At 30.1% G+C, this 25,658-nt stretch carries 17 protein-coding genes; 11 read left to right on the top strand and 6 right to left on the bottom strand.

Annotated features, from left to right (window positions below):
- The first annotated feature begins 276 nt into the window (after nt 1-276).
- The 7 genes from typA to BUC03_RS12280 all read left to right on the top strand — a co-directional run bounded on the left by typA (nt 277) and on the right by BUC03_RS12280 (nt 10,287).
- Complete coding sequence (typA, locus tag BUC03_RS12310) at nt 277-2,079, top strand: translational GTPase TypA (RefSeq protein ID WP_073152515.1); 1,803 nt, start codon at nt 277-279, stop codon at nt 2,077-2,079.
- Nucleotides 2,080-2,195: 116 nt separating this feature from the next.
- Nucleotides 2,196-4,364, top strand: a complete 2,169-nt coding sequence (locus tag BUC03_RS12305; RefSeq protein WP_073152512.1) for a metallopeptidase domain-containing protein — start codon at nt 2,196-2,198, stop codon at nt 4,362-4,364.
- Between the two features lie 95 nt (nt 4,365-4,459).
- Nucleotides 4,460-5,188, top strand: a complete 729-nt coding sequence (locus BUC03_RS12300; RefSeq protein ID WP_073152510.1) for a glycosyltransferase — start codon at nt 4,460-4,462, stop codon at nt 5,186-5,188.
- Nucleotides 5,175-6,521 carry a hypothetical protein gene (locus BUC03_RS12295; protein ID WP_073152507.1) on the top strand — a complete coding sequence of 449 codons (1,347 nt, stop codon included), beginning with the start codon at nt 5,175-5,177 and terminating at the stop codon, nt 6,519-6,521. Before BUC03_RS12300 ends, BUC03_RS12295 begins: the two co-directional genes overlap by 14 nt.
- Before the next feature lie 34 nt (nt 6,522-6,555).
- Complete coding sequence (locus BUC03_RS12290) at nt 6,556-7,845, top strand: O-antigen translocase (RefSeq protein WP_073152504.1); 1,290 nt, start codon at nt 6,556-6,558, stop codon at nt 7,843-7,845.
- Nucleotides 7,845-9,461: a sulfatase-like hydrolase/transferase gene (locus BUC03_RS12285; RefSeq protein ID WP_073152501.1), complete on the top strand. Its 1,617-nt coding sequence runs from the start codon at nt 7,845-7,847 to the stop codon at nt 9,459-9,461. Before BUC03_RS12290 ends, BUC03_RS12285 begins: the two co-directional genes overlap by 1 nt.
- Entirely contained in the window at nt 9,454-10,287 is an 834-nt protein-coding gene (locus tag BUC03_RS12280; protein WP_073152498.1) for a glycosyltransferase family 2 protein, read from the top strand. The genes BUC03_RS12285 and BUC03_RS12280 overlap by 8 nt, the downstream gene beginning before the upstream one ends.
- Nucleotide 10,288: 1 nt before the next feature.
- Here the strand turns inward: BUC03_RS12280 and BUC03_RS12275 are convergent, their stop codons facing one another.
- The 3 genes from BUC03_RS12275 to BUC03_RS12265 are packed head-to-tail and all read right to left on the bottom strand — an operon-like array spanning nt 10,289 to nt 13,240.
- Nucleotides 10,289-11,224: a glycosyltransferase family 2 protein gene (locus tag BUC03_RS12275; RefSeq protein ID WP_073152495.1), complete on the bottom strand. Its 936-nt coding sequence runs from the start codon at nt 11,222-11,224 to the stop codon at nt 10,289-10,291.
- Nucleotides 11,225-11,233: 9 nt separating this feature from the next.
- Nucleotides 11,234-12,544 (bottom strand): capsular polysaccharide export protein, LipB/KpsS family, encoded by a 1,311-nt coding sequence (locus BUC03_RS12270; protein WP_073152492.1) that lies wholly within the window; start codon nt 12,542-12,544, stop codon nt 11,234-11,236.
- Between the two features lie 12 nt (nt 12,545-12,556).
- Nucleotides 12,557-13,240 carry a cell division ATP-binding protein FtsE gene (locus BUC03_RS12265; protein WP_073152489.1) on the bottom strand — a complete coding sequence of 228 codons (684 nt, stop codon included), beginning with the start codon at nt 13,238-13,240 and terminating at the stop codon, nt 12,557-12,559.
- A 191-nt stretch (nt 13,241-13,431) separates the two neighbouring features.
- On the opposite strand from BUC03_RS12265, the gene BUC03_RS12260 reads away from it, so the two are divergent.
- The 4 genes from BUC03_RS12260 (at nt 13,432) to BUC03_RS12245 (ending at nt 22,962) form a co-directional block, all read left to right on the top strand.
- Entirely contained in the window at nt 13,432-16,455 is a 3,024-nt protein-coding gene (locus BUC03_RS12260; RefSeq protein ID WP_073152486.1) for a tetratricopeptide repeat protein, read from the top strand.
- 30 nt (nt 16,456-16,485) lie between these two features.
- A complete protein-coding gene (locus tag BUC03_RS12255) occupies nt 16,486-18,240 on the top strand; it encodes a TonB-dependent receptor (protein WP_073152483.1) in 1,755 nt (584 codons plus the stop codon).
- Between the two features lie 127 nt (nt 18,241-18,367).
- Nucleotides 18,368-21,223 carry a BspA family leucine-rich repeat surface protein gene (locus BUC03_RS12250; RefSeq protein ID WP_073152479.1) on the top strand — a complete coding sequence of 952 codons (2,856 nt, stop codon included), beginning with the start codon at nt 18,368-18,370 and terminating at the stop codon, nt 21,221-21,223.
- A gap of 71 nt (nt 21,224-21,294) precedes the next feature.
- A complete protein-coding gene (locus BUC03_RS12245) occupies nt 21,295-22,962 on the top strand; it encodes an amidohydrolase (protein ID WP_073152476.1) in 1,668 nt (555 codons plus the stop codon).
- 91 nt (nt 22,963-23,053) lie between these two features.
- Here BUC03_RS12245 and BUC03_RS12240 read toward each other — a convergent pair whose 3' ends face one another.
- From BUC03_RS12240 to BUC03_RS12230, 3 genes are all read right to left on the bottom strand, one after another.
- On the bottom strand, nt 23,054-23,461 hold the full coding sequence (locus BUC03_RS12240) for a DUF4332 domain-containing protein (RefSeq protein WP_073152473.1): 408 nt from the start codon (nt 23,459-23,461) through the stop codon (nt 23,054-23,056).
- 87 nt (nt 23,462-23,548) lie between these two features.
- The gene (locus tag BUC03_RS12235) at nt 23,549-25,099 is read right to left on the bottom strand and encodes a helicase HerA-like domain-containing protein (RefSeq protein ID WP_073152470.1); all 1,551 of its coding nucleotides are present in this window, start codon (nt 25,097-25,099) and stop codon (nt 23,549-23,551) included.
- Nucleotides 25,100-25,105: 6 nt separating this feature from the next.
- Nucleotides 25,106-25,543, bottom strand: coding sequence for a DUF937 domain-containing protein (locus tag BUC03_RS12230; protein ID WP_073152467.1), 438 nt, complete (start codon nt 25,541-25,543; stop codon nt 25,106-25,108).
- Between the last annotated feature and the right edge of the window lie 115 nt (nt 25,544-25,658).

The following is a 25,658-nucleotide window of genomic DNA, read 5'->3' as shown; positions in this document are numbered from 1 at the left end:
TTATATATTTTAGCAAGAAGTTTTGTGTTTTTTTAAAGCCATTTTCTCTTTTATCACGATATTTATTTTTAATGATTAGTTTATTATTTTATCTAGACAGATATTTTTAATTGATGAAACATTTCTTTTTATTTAAAACAGAGTAGATTAGTCTCAATGTTAATACTTTGCATCTATAATTATAACATTCAATTAAATAGCTGTATAATTTTTTGTTTAAAGCTTTATTTACAGAAAATTAAACGTACATTTGCAGCCTTTTAAAAGAGGCATCATATGACAGATATTAGAAACATTGCAATTATTGCACACGTAGATCACGGGAAAACTACCCTGGTTGATAAAATAATGTATCACTGTAGCTTATTTCGTGATAACGAAAGCACAGGAGAATTAATTTTAGATAATAATGATTTAGAACGTGAACGCGGAATCACTATTACCTCTAAAAACGTTTCTGTAATTTACAAAGACACAAAAATTAACATTATTGATACTCCTGGTCACGCCGATTTTGGTGGAGAGGTAGAGCGTGTATTAAACATGGCAGATGGTGTTTTATTATTGGTTGATGCTTTTGAAGGACCGATGCCACAAACTCGTTTTGTACTTCAAAAAGCAATTGATCTTGGATTAAAACCTTGTGTGGTTGTAAACAAAGTAGATAAAGAAAACTGTACTCCAGACGAAGTTCACGAAAAAGTTTTTGACTTAATGTTTGAGCTTGGAGCAGAAGAGTGGCAGTTAGATTTTCCAACAGTATACGGTTCAGCTAAAAATAACTGGATGTCTGACGATTGGAAAAACGAAACAGACAATATTGAGCCATTATTAGATATGGTAATTAAGCATATCCCTGGACCTAAAGTAGATTCTGAAGGTACTCCTCAAATGTTAATTACTTCTTTAGATTTCTCTTCTTTTACAGGAAGAATTGCTATTGGACGTTTACAAAGAGGTATTCTTAAAGAAGGAATGCAAGTTTCTCTTGTAAAACGTGATGGTTCTATTAAGAAAACAAAAATTAAAGAATTACACATTTTTGAAGGTCTTGGCCGTAGAAAAGTAGAAGAAGTAATTGCAGGTGATATTTGTGCTATTGTAGGTCTTGAAGGATTTGAGATTGGAGATACTGTTGCAGATATAGAAAACCCAGAAGGTTTAAAAACTATAGCAATTGATGAGCCTACGATGAGTATGTTATTTACCATTAACGATTCTCCTTTCTTTGGAAAAGATGGTAAATTTGTAACTTCAAGACATATTAAAGATCGTTTAACTAAAGAGCTAGAGAAAAACTTAGCACTTAGAGTAAACGAAACAGATAGTGCTGATAAATTTATGGTTTTTGGCCGTGGTGTACTTCACTTATCTGTTTTAATTGAAACTATGCGTCGTGAAGGTTACGAGCTTCAAATTGGTCAGCCACAGGTAATTATCAAAGAAATTGATGGTGTTAAATGTGAGCCAGTAGAAGAATTAACTATAGATTTACCAGAAAATGTTTCAGGTAAAGCGGTAGAGTTAGTAACACTACGTAAAGGTGAAATGTTAAGTATGGAAGCTAAAGGTGACCGTATGGTTTGTGATTTTATAATTCCATCAAGAGGGATTATAGGTTTACGTAACCAATTACTTACAGCTACTGCTGGAGAGGCAATTATGGCACACCGTTACAAAGAATACCAACCATTAAAAGGAGGTATTCCAGAACGTCAAAACGGTTCTTTAGTATCTATGGAAAAAGGTACTGCAATCCCTTATTCTATTGATAAATTACAAGATAGAGGTAAGTTTTTTGTAGATCCGGGAGAAGATATTTACGAAGGGCAAGTTATTGGTGAAAATTCACGTCAAGATGATATGTCTGTAAATATTACAAAAACAAAAAAATTATCTAACGTACGTTCTTCAGGAGCAGATGATAAAGCTAAAATTGTACCAGCTATTAAATTTAGTTTAGAAGAAGCTTTAGAATACATACAAAAAGATGAGTATGTAGAAGTAACGCCTAACCACTTAAGATTACGTAAAATATTCTTAACAGAAAACGAGCGTAAACGTAATAAGATTATATAAAAATTTTTAAAATGGCTGTCTATCTAGACAGCCATTTTTTCTTCTTGTTCTGTTGGTATAAAATAGTATCTTTATAAAGTTTCAATTTATATTAACTTCTTTAAAAAGTGTTTTTTGTGGAAAAAATAAACAAATTTATTTGTCCTCTTCATCCATATGTAATAACACTTTTATTTCTTTTCTCAACTACATTTTTTTTTGCTCAACAAACTACTAATTTTAGTAATGAAAAATCTTCTATATACGGTGGGGCTTTTACCCCTAAAGGAGAATTAAGAGCACTGGTAATCTATGTAAATTTTACAGAGTCATCTTTACATTCAAAAAAGAATGAAATACCACATTGGCCAATTGGCTCTAAATTTCCTATTCATTCGGGAGAATCTGTAGTAGATAAAAATACAGGGAAACTTATATGGGCACATCAAGATCCGTCAGATTTTCAAACAAGAAAACTTGTTAATAATGATATTTACTTAAATCTTTCAGAGTTTTATTATGCCATGTCTCAAGGCAAATTTCGTTTTTATGCAGAGGTTTTGAAAGATCCTGTTAACAATAAGCCTATAGAGATAACTATAAACCCGAAAGGCTTAACTAGTTATGGTGAAATTGTAGAGGAGGTATTTCATAAAATAACTGAAATTTTTCCTCAAGATTATGATTGGTCAAGATTTGATAATATTCAAAATAATCCCAGTTTTACGTTTGATAGTTCTGTAAGTTTAGAAAACCCCCAACCAGACAATAAAATTGATTATGTTATTTTAAACTTCAGAAATGACAATCGTTGGTCGCCACACCCTAATGGGCAAAATAAATCAAACTGGCCAAAAGCAATTGCCGGAGCAGGTTTGGAGAGAACTATAGGTAAGAATAATTTTGGAGATGTAAAAATAGGAGGAAATAACGGATTAAGAATATTCTTTTTTCAAGGAGATATTTATGGGAGAATTGAGCTTATTATTCATGAAATGGCGCATACCCTTATCAACAATCCACATACCGTTATGGCTAATAAAGCTTCAGGTGATTATTATTATTATAATTATGGTTGGGGATTAATGGATTCTTACAGGCAATTTATGTCTTTAGCAAATGCTTGGGAGCGTTGGTACGCTGGCTGGATAGATATAACCCATGATATTAATGAAGAAAATTACGTAAAAAATAAAAAATATATTTTAAAAGATTATTTAGAGTTTGGTGAGACAATGCGAGTAAAGCTTCCAAATACAGAAGACGAATATATTTGGTTAGAAAATCATCAATCCAACAATCCCTATTACAAAAAGCCAAATTTACTTGTAGATGCGCATGGTGATTCTATTATCACTAAACAAAATGGCTTGGTTGGGTTTATTGAAAAAATAGCATCTAATAGAGAACAACTTTATCCGTTTTCTAGAGGAACAAACGGAATCAAGATTATTTACGGAAAAGGAAATTATGATTATACTTTTAAAGAATTAAAAAAGGAAGCTTACGCTTGGAATTCAGAGATTTTAGACGTGAATAATGAGGGAGAAAATGCATATGGAGGGCAACACGAAGCCAGTTTTTTTAGGTATGATTTTAATGAGAATAATAAAATAGAATATACAGAGTCTGCAAATGGAGCAAGAGGAAATTATATTGATGGTCGTAATATTATAGAAGTTAATGGAAAACCCGTTTGGGGATACGCAGCTCCAAATTTACCTTTACCTAATAAAAAACTTAGTGCATTTAGTAATCCGCCTTTAACAAACTTTCAGAAGTTTGATTGGAAGAAAGACACGATGGCTCCTGTTATTTTACATTCTTTATCTATACAGCCAAATAAAATGGATGACGGAAATTACGAGCTTGTAGTTAATTATGAAGATGGTAAAATAGAGGATGATTTTAGAATGACAGGTAATATTATTTTGCCTGCTGGCGAAACAATTACCTTAACTAAAAAAAAGGTACTTACAATTAATAAGAGCAAAACTTTTAATTCTGCAAAATCGGTTAACGGAAGTTTTATAAAAAACACAGTTTTATTAGTTGAAAGCGGCGGGACATTTCAATTTCTTGAAAAATCAACTATTATTTTAGATGAAAATTCTTCTCTAATTTTTAAAAAAGGAAGTCATCTTATTATAGAAAAAGGAGTAAAAATTATTGTAAAAAATGGAGCAACTTTAAAAATAGAAGAAGGTGTTTCTTTAACTATAGATAAAAGCTCTAAAATATCTATACAAGATGGGTTTATAGATATACCTAAAAGCGCACGTAATCTTATAAAAATTAGATCGTAAATTTTATTGAAACTAGCTGGTTATATTTGAAAACTTAGTAATTTCAACTAACAGTTATGCAGATGGTCTTGTACCTTTGAATATAAATCTACCTTATGCCTCAGCAAAAAACTTTAATTATTATTCCTTTGTTTAATGAGGCAGATAGAATTGTGATGGAGGCTTATCAAAAAGCTTTTATGTTATATACTAACATAGATTTTGTATTGGTAAATGATGCAAGTACAGATAAAACACAAACAATTATGGAGGGTTTTGCAAATGCATTTCAAAATGTGTTTTGTGTAAATAATAAGACTAATAAAGGGAAAGCAGAAAGCATAAGAAAAGGAGTTTTAGCATATTTATCAGAAAATTATATTTATATAGGTTATCTAGATGCAGATTTAGCAACTCCTTTTGAAGAAATTGTAAGACTTTTAAATTACGCAACAGAAAATCCAAATAAAAAAATAATAATGGGAGCGCGTATAAAACTTATGGGTAATAAAGTAAAGAGATCCCTATTACGTCATTATTTTGGGAGAGTTTTTGCTACTATTATTAGTCAATTTGTTTTAAAAACTCCAGTTTATGATACGCAATGCGGAGCAAAAATATTAGAAGCTAATTTGGCTAAAAAAATATTTAAACATCCCTTTTGTACTAAATGGTTGTTTGATGTAGAACTTTTACTTCGTTTTAAAAAAAAGGATATTCAATTTGCGAGTAAAATTGTAGAAATCCCTTTAAATGCTTGGGAAGAAAAAGGAAATTCAAAAATTAAACTATATGAGTTTTTCTTAGTTCCTTTTCAATTAATAAAACTATATGCTCATTATTAAAGATAGAAATATACACTTTATAGTAGCATTAGGAGTATTGCTTAGACTGATTATATTCGCTTTATTTTATAATCATATAGCCGAATATCCTGATAGTTCAGATTATTACATACTAGCAGAGCATATTAAAAATTTCAGTTTAAAAGGATATAACGGATGGAGAAGTCCTGGGTATTCTTTATTTCTTTTATTGGCAGGAGGCAAATTAAGGGGGATTATTGTTTTGCAAAATTTACTTGGGATTATCGCTAGTGTTCTGTGGTATAGAACTTTACTTCACTTAAAAATACCTAGAAAGATTAGTTTTTATATTACTTTTTTAATGATAACTTTTCTTCACGTTATATTCTATGAGTCAGCTATTTTAACAGAATCTATAACCTTGTTTTTTTTATCTTGGGTAGTGTATTTACTCAGTAAGTATTCGGTTTATAAGTTTAGTTTCTTAAAAGTACTGTACTTAAGTGCTGTATTAGCAATATTGGTAATTATAAAACCTTTTTATATTTATTTACCATTTTTAATTTTCGGGATGTGGTTGCTTAAAGGTTTTCATTTAAAAAAGAACTTAGGGAAACTACTGCTTATTTATATATTACCATTGTTTGTATATTTTGGTTGGTCTTACGCTAACAAGCTAAATACGGGGTATTTTGTTTCTACTACATTTTTAGGGTTAAATATGGCTCAAAATTGCGTGCATTTTGCAGAAAAAGGACCTAAACAATATAATTGGATTATTGAGCCTTATGTTGTGTATCGTGAAAAATCTATAGATGAAAATAGAGATGTAGCTATGTCTATTTGGTATGCATACCATCAAGGAGCGTTTAAATATAAAAATTTGAGTTTTCCCGATTTATCTAATGAGTTTGGAGAATATGCTAAAGCAACAATTTATAATAATCCAAGAGATTATATTAAACAGGTAGTTTTTAATTCGTGGTTAAATTTTTGGGAACCAAGCATTTTTTGGAAATATGATGAAATAAAACCAGGAAAGAAACTATTTTTAATATTATGGTACCTACAAAAATCTATTCTGTACTTTTATAGAATTATATTTATTTGCTTAATACCTTATTATATATATAGATTTGTTGTAGATAAGAAAGTAAAAAAAGATACTCTATTGTTTTTTATAGTTTTTTCAGCATCTGTACTTCAGGCTATGGTAACTTATGGCTCAAATAGCCGGTATAGCTTTCCCTTAGAATTTATAATGATTATTACGGTTACTTATTTTTTTGTAAAACATTTCTCTTGGTTTGTAGTTTTAAAAAATAAATGGACTAATAAAATTCCAAAACATAAACAGTCTAATAATCATTAACTATTAATGTTTTAAGTATTTTAACTTAATGTAGATGTACCTGAAGTTTATAAAATTTATAAAAAATAATCCAATACTAAAAGTAACATCGCTTAATAGTGGCGCTATTTTAGTGAAAATGATTACAGGTCTAATTACCTCTAAGCTTACAGCACATTTTTTTGGTCCAGTTGGTATTGCTCTAATAGGAAACTTAAGAAATGGGCAAAATATAATAAATACGGTAGCTTCTTTGGGAGTACAAAAAGGAGTAGTAAGCCATACAGCAAAAGGAAAAGATAAAAAAAAGCTACTGCAAATATTAGCAAATACTTTTTTTAGTTTAGGTCTATTAGTAAGTGTAGCGGTAAGTGTATTTTTGTTGGTGTTTAATAACAAGGTTTCTTATTATATATTTCAAACTAATGCATACGCGTGGATAATTAATTTAATAGCATTTAGTCTTCCTGTAAATACCCTTAATCTTTTTATTTTATCTATACTTCAAGGCTTATCAGATTTTAAAAAAGTTATTTCAATAAATATAATTACCAGTTTATGTAATTTGGTTTTCTTTTCGGCTTTGCTATATTTTGTTGGGCTTGAAGGTGCATTTATAACTATAGTTTTACTTTCTACACTTCAATTTATAATTACCCTTTATTACGCTAAACCTTATTACTATCTTTTTAAAAATTTGAAACTTTTTTACTTTCCTAAGAAGGTAGTTTCTAGCTTGTCTAAATATGGGGTAATGACTTTAATTTCTAGTATTACCTTTCCGCTGGTTTATTTAGGTGTGAGAAAAGAAATAATGGTAACATTATCTAGTACAGATGCTGGTTATTGGGAGGCCATGAGTAGATTATCTTCACATTACATACTGCTAATGGTTTCTGTAATTAACTTATATGTCTTGCCAAAATTATCTTCTGCAAAAAATCAAAATATCTTTAAAGAAACTGTATTAGAGTTTTATAAATGGATTATACCTTTTTATGGTCTGGGCTTAATTATTATTTATGTATTAAGATATTATATTATAAGAATAGTTTATTCGCAAGAATTTTTACCTATGCAAGATTTGTTTTTAGGTCAATTACTAGGAGATTTTTTTTATATTTTAGCACTAGTAATGACTTACCAGATGCACGCTCAAAGACAAGTAAAAAGATTTATTGCTACAGATTTATTTTTAGCAGTGGGAATGTACATTTTTAGTATCTACTTATTAGATGTTTTTGGATTAACAGGGGTAGTATATGCACATGCATCTATCAATTTTTTATACTTTTTACTTGTATTATTTATCTTTAGAAAACCACTTTTTAAGCACTCAAAATAATGAAAGTAAACCTAATAAAAGTGAAGTGTTGGTTTGTAGTTATTTGGTTACTACCTATTTTTATCACACTTTTTTATGAGGTTTTTTTTACTGAATTTGATTTCTCAAGACTAGAAAATTTTTTTGAAAATATACTGTTTGTAATTGCAATGCTAATCACAGTATTATGGTTTACTTCGGTAAGAGTACAGTATATATTGCAATCTATTTATTATGTAGTATTTCTTGTATGTCTATTTTTAGAAACTACTTTTTATCAACTTTTTAAAACTCAGTTTAGTGAGTCAGCTATATTTATTGCTTTAGAAACAAATACTGCTGAAGCTAAAGAGTTTTTGCAATTTTATATAGATATACCCATAATCTTATTCTTTTTAAGTTTAGTAGCTTGCTTGGTTTTGTTCTTTAAAAATAAGTCTAGTCAATTTAATTTGGTTCTTTTACCTAAAAAGAAAAGGCTTTTTGTAGGTTTTATTTTTATTAGCATACTAGTCTTTTTAAAATTGACAAAACTGATTGTTCCTAATTTTCCCTATTTAGTAGCTAGAGCTTCTTATGAATATTATAGTGAACAAAAAAAAATGGCTTCGTTTAACATTGATACTTCTGTAGGCAGTTTAACAAATGTAAAATATAATGGAGATCATAAAAAAGTAACTTACGTATTAGTGATAGGAGAATCTACTAATAAAAATCATTTAGGCGTTTATGGGTATTATAGACAAACCACACCAAATATAGAAAACCGTAAAGAAGACTTTTTAATTTATAACAATGTTATTAGCCCCCATGCATATACTATAGGTTCTTTAAAAGAAGCATTAACTTTAAATAGTTTTAAGAAGAATAATGAATCTTCTATCATACAGTTAATGAATCAGGCAGGATTTAAAACTTTTTGGTTTTCTAACCAAAGACCAATTGGGCAATTTGAAAGTTTGGTGACAAAAATTTCTAAGGCTTCAGATGTATGTAAATATACCAATTCTGCTATTTCGGGTTCTAAAACACCTTATGATGAAGTTTTATTACCTTATTTAGATCAAGCTCTAAAAGATCCTGCAGCTAAAAAATTTATAGTATTGCATATTCTTGGTACTCATTTAAAATATAAAGATAGATTTCCTTCAAATTTTAAAAAATTCACAGAAAAACCCAAAGGCAAATTTACTTCTCCATTAGCACTTTCAAGAAGAAATAATTACGATAATGCTATTTTGTACAACGATTATATTTTAGAGCAAGTTATTAATAGAGTAGATAGTAATAATGAAGCGAGTTACGTATTTTACTTTTCTGATCACGGAGAAGAAATGTACGAAGTTAGAGATTTTGCAGGGCATATAGATAACAACCCAACTAAAGGAATGTTTGAAGTGCCATTTTTACTTTGGCAATCAAATAAGTTTAAAGCAAATAGTGAATTTCATATAAATACAGAAAAACCTTATGTTTTAGACGATTTGCTGCACAGTTTAGCTGATTTATCAGATATAAGTTTTGAAGAACTAGTATTGTCTAAAAGTATATTTTCAGAAAAATTTGTACCTAAACAGCGTATTGTAGGGGAAGGGATAGATTTTGATACCTTTAATTGGGATACTAATAATGAATAATCTACCAAAATTAGCTATTTACACTCCAGAAGATGTAGAAATTTTAGTTTCTACCATGAAGAGAACATCGTTAAGCTTTCTTGGAAAGATGTTTGTAAATAATGATATTAGTAAACATCATATTTTAATTATTAATCAAACAGATAAAGAACATCAATTAATTTCTAACGTGCCCAACGTACGGGTTATAAATTGCCAAGAGGTAGGCTTATCTAAAAGTAGAAATTTAGCTATAAAAAATACGGTAAAGCCAATTTTTGTAATCACAGATGATGATGTAGTTTTCTCTAAAGATTTTGCAATTACTATTGCTGCAGGATATACCAAATACCCAGAAGCTGGATTTATTTCTTTTCAAGCAAATACCTTTACAAACAAACCTTATAAAAAATACAATAATAAAGAGCGAGAACTTGTAAAAAAAAGAAAAGAAATTTCGCTTTCTTCTATAGAAATTACTTGTAAAACAAAAGATATAGTAGAGAATAAAATTCTTTTTGATGAAAGGTTTGGATTAGGCTCTTATTTTAAATCTGGAGAAGAAAGTATATTTTTTCAAGAAATATTATCCCATCATATTAAAGCCTATCATATTCCTAAAGTTATAGTGTGTCATGCAGAAGAAAGCTCCACATCTAACCCAGGTTCTAATAAATTTATAAGAGCTCGTGCTGCAGCTAAATATTTGCAATATGGTAATTTAAGTATATTGTGGATGGTGAAATTCTTATCGTTTTTAATTAGGAAAAAACACATTAAAGTATCTTCAATTATTAAAAAATACAAAGAAGGCTATCAGGCTATAGGGGAAATTAGAAAGATGTAATCTATTTAAAAGCTGTTAAATAAATATTTTTTTCAATTAAATAGGAGTGAAGCTTCTTTAAATTTTTGACTAAAAATGTAGGGCTATTTAATAAAAAGAGCTGTTTTTTAGTGAGAGAAGCAGCGTTAATCTCTTTTTTTAATAACTGAAAAACTTCTTTGTCATTATAATATTTACATTGAATAGCAACAGCATACCTATTAAGATCTAAGTAGTTTTTAAAAGAAGGGTTTTTGTTTTCTTGTTCTTTGTAATTATTTAAAAATTCATATTTAATCTTTCTTAAATGTTTTTTAGATAAGCTATTAGCTACAGTTTTATCGTAGCAAGCAGTTATTTTTGGATTAAAAACAATCTCTGTGTATAGCGCAAAGCGTATCCATAAATCTATATCTTGTCCAGATATTATTTTAGGGTCAAAACCTCCAACATCAAAAAATTTCTGTTTTTTAAATGCCACTCCAGAAGTCATTATTAATGGATGAATACAGCTAGCTTTAAAATAATCTTTCACTAGTTGAATCTCCTTTAAGTTCTCTAAATTATAAGAAGCATTGTGTGTAAAGTTAGAGCGTAACTTTAATTGGTATGCGTTGCAGTATACACCTGCATCAGGAAATTTTTGTAGGCTTTTATAAAACTCTTCTAAGTGGTTATTTTTCCACATATCATCTGCATCTAGAAGTGCAATATGCTTTGCGCTAGCTTGTTCAATTCCGTAGTTTCTTGCTGCTGCGGCGCCTTGGTTATCTTGATGAAATAGTTTAATTCTAGTGTCTGTAAATTTTTCAACAATAGAAACACTTTTATCTGTAGACCCGTCATTCACTATAATTACTTCAAAATCTTTGAAATTTTGATCAAGAACGTCTTGTAAAGTGTTCTTAATATGAGTTTCTTTATTGTAAAGAGGAATAACGACAGAGAAAAATGGCATGCGCTTAAATTATTCTATAAAATTACTATTAATTTTTTCTGCAATTGTTTTAGGTGCAGTTAAATATTCATCGGTAATAAAACCTTCAATAAGATGATGTTTAAAAAATTCATGCAAGAAATTCACTTTACTTGTCTTGTCTATTTTGTAGGTAAGAGCTTTCTTTAACAACAGGTTTAGTTGTTCTTTTTCTGTGAGCTTTAAACAAATGTCACTATCGTCATAATAAGAATTTGCTAGGGCTACTACAGTTTTATTTTTTACAATAGCTTCTAAACCTACGGTAGAATTGTTTACAATAACTACATTGGTTGCAGCTAAAATTTTATTAAAATCTGGATGAGTGTCTAAAAATATATTTTTCTTTTCAAGAATAAAATTATAAAATTTAGTACCATATTTTCCTTTATAAATAGGATGTTCTCTTACCACTAGAATACTGTTTTCTGGTAAATTAGAGTAAACATCTTGTAAAATTTCTTCGTGATTTTTATAAAATGGACTATGGTGAGTCATATTTACATCAAACGGAACTTGGCAAATTAATAAGAAGATATTTTTTTGAGAGGTATCTCTATAATTTGAAAATGATTTAGAGACTAGTTTTCTATTTTTAAATTTAAATAACGGATTCTTAATTTTTAAATCTGGCGGAAGTATTGGGGTTTTGTTTAATAATACTTCTAAGAGATAATCTAACCCTCTATACAATGGTGAGCGGTTATATTTTTTCTTTTTTTCTTTAGTGGTGAAGTGATTTATAAAATCTTCTTTTTCTTTTAAGTTTTTAGTTTCTGTAGAATGGTAACCTCTAATTGAAGCATTTGCATTTACACCTTGTGTATCAAAAAGGGTAGTTTGGTAAGGTCCCTGTTCTATAAAATAAGTAGTGATTTTACGTTTTTTAGCTATTGTTTTTGCAATTTCTATAGGCAGCCTTAAGTCACCGATTAATAATAATAGATTTACATTTTTTAATTTTTCGTCTAGTATATCTATATAGGCTAAGGCTTGTTTATTTATTAAATTAGAGTGGTTTTTTTTATAAGAAGAAATTAATTGTTTTATATGAAATTCTTTGTAATAAGTTTCTGTAGAAATAATTTCATCATATTTTTTTCTATTCTTAAAAGCTAGTAGCCAAGCTTGATAAGCAATAGCATAAGAGGGTATATTTCTTAATTTAGAGTACACATAACCACTGGCATAAATGCTAGCAATAGAGAATTTTAAATCGGGATATTTTTGTTTTAGGTGTTTTTCTATATGGGCAAAAAACCTTGAAAATTTATCGTAATACCCTATGCAAAAAACATTCATTTGTTATTCTGCTTAAGCACTTTTTTGTACTACCTCAAACACTTTTTGTCCGTCACATTTTAAAGTTTTAGAAGGGTATTTTAAAAGAAGCGCGTAATCGTGCGTAGCCATTAAAATAGTACGACCGTTTTTATTAATTTCTTTTAAAACCTCCATCACCTCTACAGATGTTTGCGGATCTAAATTACCTGTAGGCTCATCGGCAAGAATTAATTCTGGGTCATTTAATAAAGCACGAGCAATAGCGATACGTTGTTGCTCACCACCAGAAAGTTGATAAGGGTACTTAAAGTTTTTGGTTTTCATGCCAACTTTGCCAAGTACTTCATCAATTTTGTTTTCCATAGCCTTTTTTTCTTTCCAACCAGTAGCTTTTAAAACAAACATAAGATTGTCTTTTATAGTACGGTCGTTAAGCAATTTAAAATCTTGAAAAACTACACCAAGTTTTCTGCGTAAATGTGGTATTTCTTTCTGTTTAAGTTTACGTAAATCAAAACCAACTATGCTTCCTTCTCCTTCAGATAGAGAAAGATCTCCATAAAGAGTTTTCATGAAACTACTTTTACCAGTACCAGTTTTACCAATAAGATATACAAAATCACCTTGGTTAATTTCTACATCAACTTCAGATAATATCAAATTTTCTCTTTGATAGATTGCAGCATTTTTCAGTTCTAAGATGGTTTCTGCCATGAATTACATTTTAGGTTTAAAGGTAAATTTTTCTAGAAAATAAAACTCATAATTCTCCAAAAAATCTATGAATGGTCAAATATCCATATAAAATTGGTTTAACATTAACATAATTAAAGCATTTTTTATGCGTTTTAAAAATTCAGTTTAAATTATATTTGGTCTTGCAGTTAACAAAAATTTTCAACCGAATGCGTTACAACTCTTTTTTTAGTTTTTTAATAATTTTTATAGTAGGGCATAGTGCTATAGCACAGCAATCTGCAGTGTATACTAATGATTTTGCAGATTATACAAAGGCACTAGAGCTTTACAATAACCATCAATATAAAGCAGCGCAAAAACTGTTTAAAGAAGTAAAAAGTCAAGCAGAAACTTCTTCTTTAGAGTCAGACTGTGCTTACTACGTGGCTAATTGTGCAGTGAGATTAAATCAGTCTAATGCAGATGAGCTAATGGAAGATTTTGTGCAAAATTACCCTTCTAGCACAAAAAGAAACTCTGCATATATTAATGTAGCAAATTATTATTTTGAAAATGGGCAGTATGATTATGCTCGTAAATGGTTTGATGAAGTAGATGAAAGTAGCTTGTCTAGAGAAGAGTTAGAGGAGTTTAACTTTAATAATGGGTATGCTTACTTTAAAGCAGACAGAAAAGGAGAAGCTAAAAAATATTTTAATAAAGTAAGAGACTCTAAAGAGTATGGCTCTCAAGCTAAATATTATTTAGGTTTTATGGCTTATGAAGGAGACGATTATAAAGAAGCCAACGAAATGTTTGATCAAGTAAAAGGAGAAAACCGTTACGATCGTAACCTTTCATATTTTCAGGCAGATATGAATTTTAAATTGGGCAAGTTTGAAGAAGCTATAAGTTTAGGTTTAGCTCAATTAGACAAATCTAGTGCGATAGAGCGTTCAGAATTAAATAAGATTATAGGAGAAAGTTATTTCAATTTAAAAAAATACGAAGAAGCTATTCCTTATTTAAAAGAGTATAGAGGTAAAAAAGGAAAGTGGAATAATACAGACTACTACCAATTAGGGTATGCATATTATAAACAACAAGATTATGAAAATGCAGTTTCAGAATTTAATAAAATTATAGACGGGCAAAATCATGTAGCTCAAAATGCTTACTACCATTTAGCAGAGTCTTATATAGAATTAGGGAAAAAGCAAGAAGCCTTGAACGCATTTAAAAATGCATCTGAAATGGAGTTTGATGAGAAAATTCAAGAAGATGCAGCTCTAAATTATGCGAAATTAAGTTATGAAATAGGAAATAACTACAAGAGCATACCAGAAGTATTAACAGATTTTCTAGAAAAATACCCAGCATCTCAAGAGCGTGAGGCAGTAGAAGAATTGTTAGTAGACTCTTATATTACTTCTAAAAACTATGAAAAAGCACTTAAATTACTAGAAGATAGTAACGATTATAAAGACAAAGTAGTTTACCAAAAAGTTGCTTATTACCGTGGGGTAGAGATTTACAACCAAGGCAATTATTCTGGTTCTTTAGTTCTCTTCAATAAATCTTTAGCAGAAAGAAACGACCAAACTTTTACCGCAAAGGCTACTTATTGGAAAGCAGAGAGTGATTATAACTTAGAAAACTATCAAGATGCTTTAATAGGTTATAAAGAATTTAAAGGTATGGCAGCTGCAAAAAATACGGTAGAGTATGAAAGTATAGATTATAATATAGCTTATACCTACTTTAAAAGAAAAGAATATGCTACTGCAATAAATGCTTTTAAAAATTATTCTGAAAAGTCTAATATCCCATTAACTCAAAAAAATGACGCTTATTTAAGATTGGGAGATAGTTACTTTGTTACGAGTGATTACTGGTCTGCAATGGAAGCGTATAACAAAGCAATTGCCATGAAAGGGATAGATAGTGATTATGCCTATTTTCAAAAAGCAATTAGCTACGGGTTTGTAGATAAAAACGACAGAAAAATTGAAGATTTAGAAGCTTTCTTAAAAAAGTATAAAAAATCTATCTATAGAGATGATGCATATTATGAGTTAGGAAACACTTATGTAGCAATAGGTAATACAAACAAAGCAATTCAAGCTTATGATCAATTAATTAATAATGTACCAGCCAGCTCATTTGTATCTAAATCTTTATTAAAACAAGGACTCATATATTACAATAATGATCGAGGTAATGAGGCGTTACAAAAATTTAAAAAAGTAGTACAACAATATCCAGGCACAGAAGAAGCAAATCAAGCTGTAAAAACAGCAAGAGTTGTATATGTAGATTTAGGTAGAACAGATGAGTATGCTGCTTGGGTTAGCACGTTAGATTTTGTAGAGGTGTCAGATTCAGATATAGATAATGCTACTTATGAAGCTGCAGAAAATCAATTTATAGAAAATAATACTAAAAACGCTAAAAAAGGATTTCAAAAATATTTAAATGATTTCCCTAATGGTTTACACGCTATGTCTGCTCATTTCTATTTAGGTCAGTTGCAATATAGAGATAATGAAAAAAATGAAGCCATACCTCATTATAAGTATGTGGTAGAAAAATCTAGAAATGAATTTACAGAGCAAGCATTAGCAAGATTATCTCAATTATACTTAGAAAATAAAAATTATAAAGAAGCAATTCCTATTCTTAAAAGGTTAGAAGCAGAAGCAGATTTTCCGCAAAATATCACCTTTGCGCAATCTAATTTAATGAAGTCTTACTATCAATTAGAAAATTATGAAAGTACGGTGCAGTATGCAGAGAAAGTATTGCAAGACACTAAAATAGAAAATAATGTAAAGAGTGACGCGCAAGTATTTATTGCTCGTTCTGCAATGCAAACAGGAGATGAAGCTAGAGCAAAAACAGCCTATCAAGAAGTACAAAAAATAGCAACTGGTGAGTTAGCAGCAGAAGCACAATATTATGAAGTTTATTTTAAAAGAGAAGCTGGTAATTATGAAGCTTCTAATGAAGCTATACAAACTCTAGCTAAAGAATATTCTGGTTACCCAAAATGGTCTGCTAAAAGTTTACTATTAATGGGGAAAAACTTTGATGATTTAGGAGATGCTTACCAAGCAACTTATGTATTAAATGGTTTAATTAATGGTTATCCAGAATATACAGATTTGGTAGCAGAAGCAAAAGCAGAGTTATCTAGAATAAAAAATAAACAAGCAGAAACTAATTCTTCTGTAGAAGCAAATCAAAATTAATTCAACAACAAACAAATTAAACTTTCTTATATGCAACGCATTACATTAAGTAAAGGACTTTTATATTTTTCGATATTTATATTTTCAGGCGTACTATTTGCTCAAGAAGATGAAGAAGAAGGTACAATTGATACCGAACGATTAATAATTGTAAAACCATACTCACCAACAGTGAGTGATGCTTTTAAGGTTAAGCAAACCCCAAAAATTAACGACTCTACAGAACGCAAAAAGAAAAATGTAAATTATGATATTTTTTCTTTTCCAGTAGCTTCGACTTTTACCCCTGCTAAAGGAAGAGCAGCAGCCGTAGCAAGTAAAGCAAGGCCTTCTTTGTATAATAATTATGCGGCATTAGGTTTTGGTAACTATGCTAATATAATGGCAGAGTTTTATGGCGGTCTACAAGTAAATAGAAATCAAGAATTAGGTATTTCTCTTACTCATAATTCTTCTCAAGGTGGCATAGATAATGCAACTTTAGATGATAAATATTATGATACTGCTTTAAATTTAGATTATACAGGTAGTGCAAGAACTTTTACTTGGGGTACAGAAGTAGGTTTTCAGCACCAAGTATTTAATTGGTATGGAGCACCAGATTTTTTACCCCTAACGGGAGAAGAATATAGTGCAATAGATCCTCAACATAGTTATTATGCAATTTCTGTAGGTGGTAATATTGATGTAGAAGAAAGTGTTTTTGATAAAGCAGCAATAAAATACAAACGCTTTGGTGATAATTACAGCAGTGGTGAAAATCATGTATTATTAACTCCAGAGTTTGAGTTTGAAGTGTCTGACGAGTTAATTAATTTAGATTTTTCATTAGACTATGTAAATGGTAATTTCGATCAACAATTTGCAAATCCTACAGCAGAAATAAAATACAGCTATTTAAATTTAGGAGTTCACCCAAGTATAAATTATACGGAAGGAGATTTATCTCTAGATGCTGGAGTAGAATTAGTTTATTCTATGGATGGAGAAAATGATGATAATAGCTTTTATGTATACCCAAAAATTCATGCAAATTACAGGGTGGCAGGAGAGTATTTCTCTGTATACGCAGGAGCAGATGGAGGTTTACAACAAAACACGTATTATGATTTAGCACAAGGTAATCCGTTTTTATCTCCAACCTTAACTATTACTCCAACAGATAAGCAATATGATATTTATGTAGGAGGTAAAGGTAAATTTACAGAAAATATAAGCTATGATGTAAAAGGAAGTTATACTTCAGAGCAAGACAAAGCATTATATATACACAATCCGTATTCTGTTATTGCACCACAAGAAGGATATGAAAATTTCAATTCTTTTGACTTAGCTTATGATAATGTAAATACAATTCAATTATTCGGAGAGTTGCAATTTGCAGTTTCAGAGAGTTTAAATGTTAGACTTAATGCTAGCTTTTCTAGTTTTGATGGTAAATATGAACAAGAAACTTGGAATTTACCGCAGCTAAAAGGAACCTTAATGGCAGATTACCAAATTACAGAAAAGTGGTTTGCAGGAGCTAGTCTATTTTATGTAGGAGAACGTAAAGATTATTACAATTATAACCCAACTACTTTTGAAGCAGGAGCTACACAACGAGTGGAAGAATTAGGCGCTTTTTTAGATGCTAATTTAAGAGTAGGTTACAAATTAAACGATCAGTTGTCTTTCTTTGTAAGGGGTAATAATTTAGCAGAAGGAAACTACCAACGTTGGATGGGATACTCCGTACAAAGCCTACAAGTAATGGGTGGTGCTAGTTACCAATTTGATTGGTAGAAATTAAAGAATTTAATGAAATAAAAAAGCCTGAACATATTGTTTAGGCTTTTTTATTTCATTCAAAATCATTTAAATATAAAATTATTTATTCTAAATAGTTATATTGCAGAAAACTAATTTATATATGAAACAGTTTTACTTCTTAATAAGCTTTTTATTGATAAGCTTATTTACTTCAGCTCAAAATGCACCGTTTATTACAACTTGGGAGGTTTCTTCGAGTGATCTTGAAATTTTTATTCCGACGGAAGGTACGGGTTATAATTACACCGTAGATTTCGGAGACGGGACAGTCTTAACCAATCAAACAGGAGATGCTTCTCATACGTATAATTCCGCTGGGATATATACAGTATCTATATCTGGTATTTTTCCAAGAATATATTTTGATAATAACCCATTAAATAATAATAGGGATAAAATAAAGACAATTTCTCAGTGGGGAGATATTTCTTGGCAAACTATGGAAAATTCTTTTTATGGTTGCCAATATTTGGAAGTTAATGCAACTGACACTCCAGACTTATCACAAGTAACCGATTTAAGTTATATGTTTGCTGGTTGTAGTAATTTTAATCAATCTATAAATAATTGGGATGTATCTAACATTACAGATATAAAATACATGTTCAAAGATGCCAGTACATTTAATCAACCTTTAAATAATTGGGATGTTTCTAATGTAACCGATATGAGTGGTGTTTTTTGGGTAGCTTTTGATTTTAACCAACCTTTAGATAACTGGAATATTTCAAATGTACAAAAAACTTATCAAATGTTTAGGGGAGCGACCTCTTTCAATCAACCTTTAAATAATTGGGACGTTTCAAATGTATTTCATATATCTTTTATGTTTGCGGCAGCAGAATCTTTTAACCAACCATTAAATAATTGGGATATCACAGGTACAAATTCTTTAGGTTATATGTTTTATGGAGCAAAAGCTTTTAATCAAAACATTAATAATTGGGATGTTTCTAATATCACCAGTTTGGAATTTATGTTTGCAGAAGCTGAAAATTATAATCAGCCTTTAAATAATTGGGACGTTTCAAGCGTGTATAAGATGTCTTATATGTTTTCAGGGGCTAAAGCTTTTAACCAAAATATTAATAATTGGGGAGCCATTGCTGATACAGATGGGATGTTTCAAAATGCAATAGCTTTTAACCAACCATTAAATAACTGGTCACCTACTCATTTAGATTTTATGTTTGAAGGAGCTATTTCTTTTGATCAACCATTAAATACTTGGGATCTTAGTAATATTTTCTCAATAAAAAAAATGTTCTACGGAGCATCAAGCTTTAATCAAGATTTAAGTAGTTGGGACGTTTCAAGTGTTATTAAAATGGATGGTACATTCGAGATGGCTTCTAGTTTTAATCAAGATCTATCAATGTGGAATTTTCATTCAAATGTATTTTTTGGATGGGGGTCAACAGGTACTTCAAGTTTTATAAAAGAATCTAATTTAGATGTTAACAATTATGATAAGTTATTAAATAAATTCATAAATCTCAACATTACCGGGAAATCTCTAAATTCGCTCAACTTAGAATATTGTAATCAATTAGCTAGAAACTATTTAATTAATAATTTGAACTGGCAAATAGATGGAGATAATTTATCTTCTAATTGCAATAAGATTGTTGGGGATATTATATATGACGAAAATAGTAATGGTTGTGATCAAAATGACCAAACCATTTCTGGTATTGCAATAAATTTTAGTAATGGCTCTTATAGTACCACAGTTTTTCCTGATACAGGAAATTATGAAATTGGAGTTACAGGAGCAAATTTTACAGTTTCATTAGTTAATTTACCTCCATATTATACGGTAACTCCATCAAGCCAACAAGTAACTTTTACCACTTCAAATATTGAGGTTGCTGATTTTTGTTTAACTGCCAATCAAGTCGTAGAAGATTTAAATATAACTTTATTGCCTACATCAGAAGCTCGTCCCGGTTTTGATGCAGATTATCAATTGGTAGTTCAAAATGTTGGGAATCAAACGATAGCTAATCCTTCTATAAGTTTAGTTTTTGATAATACGATGCAAACTTATGTTTCAGCCTCTCAAACACCAAGCTCTACTACAGCAAATCAATTAAATTTTGACTTTACGAGTATTGCGCCTTTTGAAAGCAAGATTGTAGATGTTACCATGAATACTTTTCAACCACCAACTGTAAACGGAGATGATATTCTAAATTTTACAGCGAGCGTCACTCCAAATACCAACGATTACACTCCTGCCGATAATACTTTTGTTTACGATCAAACCGTGGTGAATTCTTTTGATCCAAACGATAAACAAGTATTACAAGGAGAAGAAATTTATGAAGATCAAACCGATGAGTATTTAGATTATTTAATTCGTTTTCAAAATACAGGAACAGCAAGTGCTATTAATGTTAGGATTTTAGATACACTTCATCCAAATTTAGATTATAATACTCTAAAGCCAATTAATGCTAGTCACAATTATTATATTGAGATTAGTGAGGGTAATCAAGTAGAATTTATATTTGATAATATTAATTTACCTGATGAAACTTCAGATGAAGCAGGTAGTCACGGTTTTGTAGCTTATAAAATAAAACCAAAGTCTAGTGTAAGTGTAGGAGATTTTATAACCGGTGATGCACAAATTTATTTCGATTTTAACTCACCTATAATAACCAATATGGTTTCCACAGAAGTTATAGATAATGAGCTAAGCGCTACAGAATTTGATGTGTCTACCCTGTTAAGAGTATACCCTAACCCAACTACAGGAATTATTAACTTACATTCTGATGAAAGTCTAGAATTACAAGAAGTTGTTATTTACAATCTTCAAGGAAAAAGGCTTTTAGAGTTTAATAAAAACTTAGCCCGTTTAAATGTGCAAAATTTGAGCACAGGTATTTACTTGATGAGTATTAAAACTAATCAAGGAGAATTAAATAAGCGTTTAATTAAAAAATAGTTAAATAGAATTTATAGATTACAAAAAGCGTTTATCATTGATAAACGCTTTTTATTTTTAAAGAATTTACAATGAAAAAAATATTACTTATTTCCATTTTTTTAGGTTTAGTAGCATGTACTCAAAAAGAACAAGTAGACCTTTTGGTTAAAAATGCTAAAGTATACACCGTTAATAAAACATTTGATACTGCCTCTGCTTTTATTGTTAATAATGGTAAAATAAAACTAGTAGGAGAAGAAAAAGATTTATTACAAAGTTACCAACCTAAAAATACTTTAGATGCTAACGGTAAAACCATTGTGCCTGGTTTAATAGATGGACATGCTCATTTTTATAATTTAGGTTTACAATTACAAGCGGTAGATCTTACAGGTACTAAAAGTTTTGATGAGGTAGTAGAAAGAATTGTAACTTATCAAAAAGAAAATCAAACAGAATTTATTTTAGGTAGAGGGTGGGATCAAAATGATTGGGAAGTAAAAGAATACCCTAATAAAGATACTTTAGATATACTATTTCCCGATACACCAATAGCAATTACCAGAATTGATGGACACGCAATGTTAGTTAATAGTAAAACATTAGGATTAGCAAAAATCAATAAAAATACAAATGTAGAAGGTGGGGAGATAGAAGTAATAGATAATAAGCTTACTGGGATTTTAATAGATAATCCTATGGCTAAAATCTGGGAGGTAATCCCGCAACCTTCCAAAACACAAGAGATTGATGGTTTATTGGCAGCAGAAAAAGAAACTTTACCTTACGGTTTAACCACAATAGATGATGCAGGTTTAAGTAAATCTTCTATTATGTTAATAGATAGCTTACAACAGGCTGGCAAGCTTAAAACAAAGATATATGCTATGGTAAGAAATAGTAAAGAAGATGTAGAGTATTTTTTAAAGAAAGGAATTTTAAAAACCGACAGACTTCATGTACGTTCTGTAAAGGCTTATGCAGATGGCGCACTGGGTTCTCGTGGTGCTGTATTAAAAGAACCATACACAGATAAAGAAAATCATTTTGGGGCAATGGTAATTGGCCTAGAAGACTTTAAAGATTTAGCAGCCAAAATAGGTAAAACAAAATACCAATTAAATACACATGCTATTGGTGATTCTGCAAATTATGTAGTTTTAAAAGTTTACGATTCATTATTAAAAAATGAAAGTAATAAACGCTGGAGAGTAGAGCATGCACAAATTTTAGAAGAAGAAGATTTCTCTTATTTTGAAAGTGAAAAAAATATTATTCCTTCTGTGCAACCAACTCACGCTACAAGTGATATGTATTGGGCAGAAAAAAGATTAGGAAAAGAAAGACTAAATAACGCATACGCCTACAAAAGACTTTTACATATCGCAGGTTTAGTAACCTTGGGTACAGATTTTCCTGTAGAAAATGTAAGTCCGTTTTCAACTTTTTATGCCGCAGTAATAAGAAAAGATGCTGAGGGTTACCCAAAAACCGGATTTCAAATAGAAAATGCCTTAAGTAGAGAAGAAGCTTTAAGAGGAATGACTATTTGGGCTGCATATGCCAATTTTGAAGAGGAAGAAAAAGGAAGTATAGAAGCTGGGAAAATGGCAGATTTTGTGATATTAGATAGAGATATTATGAAGGTTACAGAAGATAAGCTCTTAGAAACTCAAGTAGAAGCTACTTTTATTAACGGAGAAAAAGTGTACACAAACCCCAATACTTCTTTAACTATAGAAAAAGAAACTTTATAAAGAAGTGTAGAGTTTATAAAAATAAAACGGCTTGGTTAATTTGTAACCAAGCCGTTTTTATGTTATTTACAATTAGAAAGAAACTAGTGAATTAATAAGTCACCATTGGTTCTGTCTCTTTTGCAATGTCAATAAAATTTTGCAATTGACTAGCGCTAGGTACTCTTCTTGTAAGTTTTTTCTCTTCATTAACGCTTGTCATTTTTTCAAATAAATTCTCTGCGTTTCTGTTACGTAATTCTTTCACTGTATCTACACCAGAAGCTTTTAAAAGTTCTGCAAATTCTCCACCAACTCCTTTAATACGCATCATATCTGCCATATTAACAAAGTCTAAAATTTTTCCTTCAGAAATACCAGATTCTTCAGCAACAGTTTTACGCCCAGATTTAGAAGCTGCTTTTTCAAGCAAACCTTCTGTAGTAGTAACTCCTGCTTTTTCTAATTTTCCAGCTGTAACTGGACCAATACTTTCAATAGTTTCTATTTTGTAAGCCATAGTTAATGTTTAATAAATTGATGTTGTACTTTTTCTTAAAGTTAAGCATTTTATAACTTATTTATATAAATAAATTATTAAGCTTAGTTATTTTTTTACTCCTAATACACCAAGAAGCCCTCTAGTAAGCTCTCTAAAAATGGTTCGTCCTACCTGTCTAACCATAGTGTTTTTGCTCATTTCATCAAAAAAGCTTTCTTCTTTTTTAGTAGAGTTAACCTTTCTTTTTTGACCAGCTTTTTTCATTTCAGCAGCTAAACGATCGTCTTTTTTAGATTGGTTTTGCGCTAGTTTAATCTTTTCTTTTAGTAATTCTGCAGCACTTTCAGAGTCTATATCTTGATTGTATTTATTGTAAATTAAAGAATTATCTATACAATCTTTAATTTCTGAAGAATCAAGAATATCCATTCTACTTAAAGGCGGACGCATTAGTGTATGTACTAAAGGTGTTGGCTTGCCATCTTCATCTAAACAAGTAATTAAAGATTCACCTAACCCCAGCTCTGTAATAGTTTCTGATATATTGTAATACGGACTTACAGGAAAATTTTCTGAAAGCTGCTTAATTTGTTTTCTGTCTTTAGCTGTAAATGCTCTTAATGCATGCTGAATTTTTAAGCCCAATTGCCCTAACACATCTTCTGGAATGTCTGAAGGGTTTTGAGTGATAAAATATATACCTACGCCTTTAGATCTAATTAATTTTATAATTACTTCTATTTGATCTAACAATGCACCAGAGGCATTTTTAAACATTAAATGCGCTTCATCTATAAAGAAAACTAGTTTTGGCTTGTTAGAGTCTCCAACTTCTGGCAGAGTTGCGTATAATTCTGTTAATAAGCATAACATAAATGTGCTGAATAATTTAGGTTTATCCTGCATATCCATAAGTCTTAAAACAGATATTCTTCCTTTTTGATCTTTATCTGTATAAATAAAATCGTTAACATCAAAAGAAGGCTCTCCAAAAAACTTATCTCCGCCTTGTTGTTCTAAGGCTATTAATTTTCTTAAAATAGTATTGATGGAGTTAGAAGATAATTGCCCATATTCTTTTTTTATGTTCTCTTTTCCTTCATTAATAGAGTATTTTAAAAATTCTTTTAAATCTTCAATATTTAATAAGGGAAGTAAATTATCATCACTATATTTAAAGAGAACAGCTAAAATTCCGCTTTGAGTTTCATTAAGGTCAAGCATTTTAGATAGAAGAACCGGACCAAATTCTGATATGGTAGCTCTCATTTTAACACCTTCACTTCCTAATAAAGTCATTAATTCTACAGGAAAGCCTTGCGGATTAAAATCTAAACCTATAGCATCATTTCTAAAAACTACGTGCTTGTTGGTAGAGCCAGGTTGGGCTAAACCACTTAAGTCTCCTTTTATATCCATTACTACACTAGGTACACCAGATAAACTTAATTGCTCTACAAATAGCTGTAAAGATTTAGTTTTTCCTGTACCAGTAGCGCCAGATATTAAACCATGACGATTAATGGTTTTAAGAGGTATATTTACTTGAAGGTCTTTTACAGGAGAGCCATTTAAAATAGCTCCCCCTAAGACTACAGAAGAACCTTCAAAGTTGTAACCTTCTTTTATTTCTTTTGTAAATTTATCTTGAAGCACAGTTTCTTAGTTAAAGAAGCCTCCTAATTTATCACCAAGACCTGAAGCTGCTGCGCTACCAAAAAGAGATTTTAATGGAGATGCATCATCTTCTGCGGTTTCATCATTCTTTTTAGAAATTAGGTTAATTAAAACAGGAACTACAATATTGGTAACAGTAGAAGATTTCTCTTTAGAGAATCCCATTTTTTCAATTAAACCATTTACCACACCAGTAGTTAAACTTGTTTGAAGACTATCTGCAGCAGTACTATTGCTTTTTCCGCTAAATAAATTCATTACGCTAGAAAGACCACCGCCTAGCATTTCTCCTCCAATTTTATCCATAGCTACAGATTTTACCACATCCATAACACCTCCAACATTAGAGCTGTCTACTCCAGCTTCTGTTTCTAATTTCCCTGCAACTTGATCTTTAAGTGAACCTAATATAGAATCTAACATGTTTTTTGTTTTTTATAATTAATTGTCTTTTGTTAAAGATATATAAAAATAGAAATGAAACCCAAATGTAAGCTTGAAAAAAAGCTGAACGTCACGTTTCTGTAGATAAATGGAA

The sequence above is a fragment of the Mesonia phycicola genome, from assembly GCF_900141885.1.
Lineage (GTDB): Bacteria > Bacteroidota > Bacteroidia > Flavobacteriales > Flavobacteriaceae > Mesonia > Mesonia phycicola.
The sequence above is the reverse complement of the archived record's forward strand: the minus strand, read 5'-3'. Positions and strand labels throughout refer to the sequence as shown.

Bases quoted from the DNA above. Each gene is read 5' to 3' on its own strand.
- typA (WP_073152515.1), top strand. From the start codon at position 277: ATGACAGATATTAGAAACATTGCAATTATTGCACACGTAGATCACGGG.
- BUC03_RS12300 (WP_073152510.1), top strand. From the start codon at position 4,460: ATGCCTCAGCAAAAAACTTTAATTATTATTCCTTTGTTTAATGAGGCA.
- BUC03_RS12295 (WP_073152507.1), top strand. From the start codon at position 5,175: ATGCTCATTATTAAAGATAGAAATATACACTTTATAGTAGCATTAGGA.
- BUC03_RS12290 (WP_073152504.1), top strand. From the start codon at position 6,556: ATGTACCTGAAGTTTATAAAATTTATAAAAAATAATCCAATACTAAAA.
- BUC03_RS12285 (WP_073152501.1), top strand. From the start codon at position 7,845: ATGAAAGTAAACCTAATAAAAGTGAAGTGTTGGTTTGTAGTTATTTGG.
- BUC03_RS12280 (WP_073152498.1), top strand. From the start codon at position 9,454: ATGAATAATCTACCAAAATTAGCTATTTACACTCCAGAAGATGTAGAA.
- BUC03_RS12275 (WP_073152495.1), bottom strand. From the start codon at position 11,224: ATGCCATTTTTCTCTGTCGTTATTCCTCTTTACAATAAAGAAACTCAT.
- BUC03_RS12270 (WP_073152492.1), bottom strand. From the start codon at position 12,544: ATGAATGTTTTTTGCATAGGGTATTACGATAAATTTTCAAGGTTTTTT.
- BUC03_RS12265 (WP_073152489.1), bottom strand. From the start codon at position 13,240: ATGGCAGAAACCATCTTAGAACTGAAAAATGCTGCAATCTATCAAAGA.
- BUC03_RS12260 (WP_073152486.1), top strand. From the start codon at position 13,432: ATGCGTTACAACTCTTTTTTTAGTTTTTTAATAATTTTTATAGTAGGG.
- BUC03_RS12255 (WP_073152483.1), top strand. From the start codon at position 16,486: ATGCAACGCATTACATTAAGTAAAGGACTTTTATATTTTTCGATATTT.
- BUC03_RS12250 (WP_073152479.1), top strand. From the start codon at position 18,368: ATGAAACAGTTTTACTTCTTAATAAGCTTTTTATTGATAAGCTTATTT.
- BUC03_RS12245 (WP_073152476.1), top strand. From the start codon at position 21,295: ATGAAAAAAATATTACTTATTTCCATTTTTTTAGGTTTAGTAGCATGT.
- BUC03_RS12240 (WP_073152473.1), bottom strand. From the start codon at position 23,461: ATGGCTTACAAAATAGAAACTATTGAAAGTATTGGTCCAGTTACAGCT.
- BUC03_RS12230 (WP_073152467.1), bottom strand. From the start codon at position 25,543: ATGTTAGATTCTATATTAGGTTCACTTAAAGATCAAGTTGCAGGGAAA.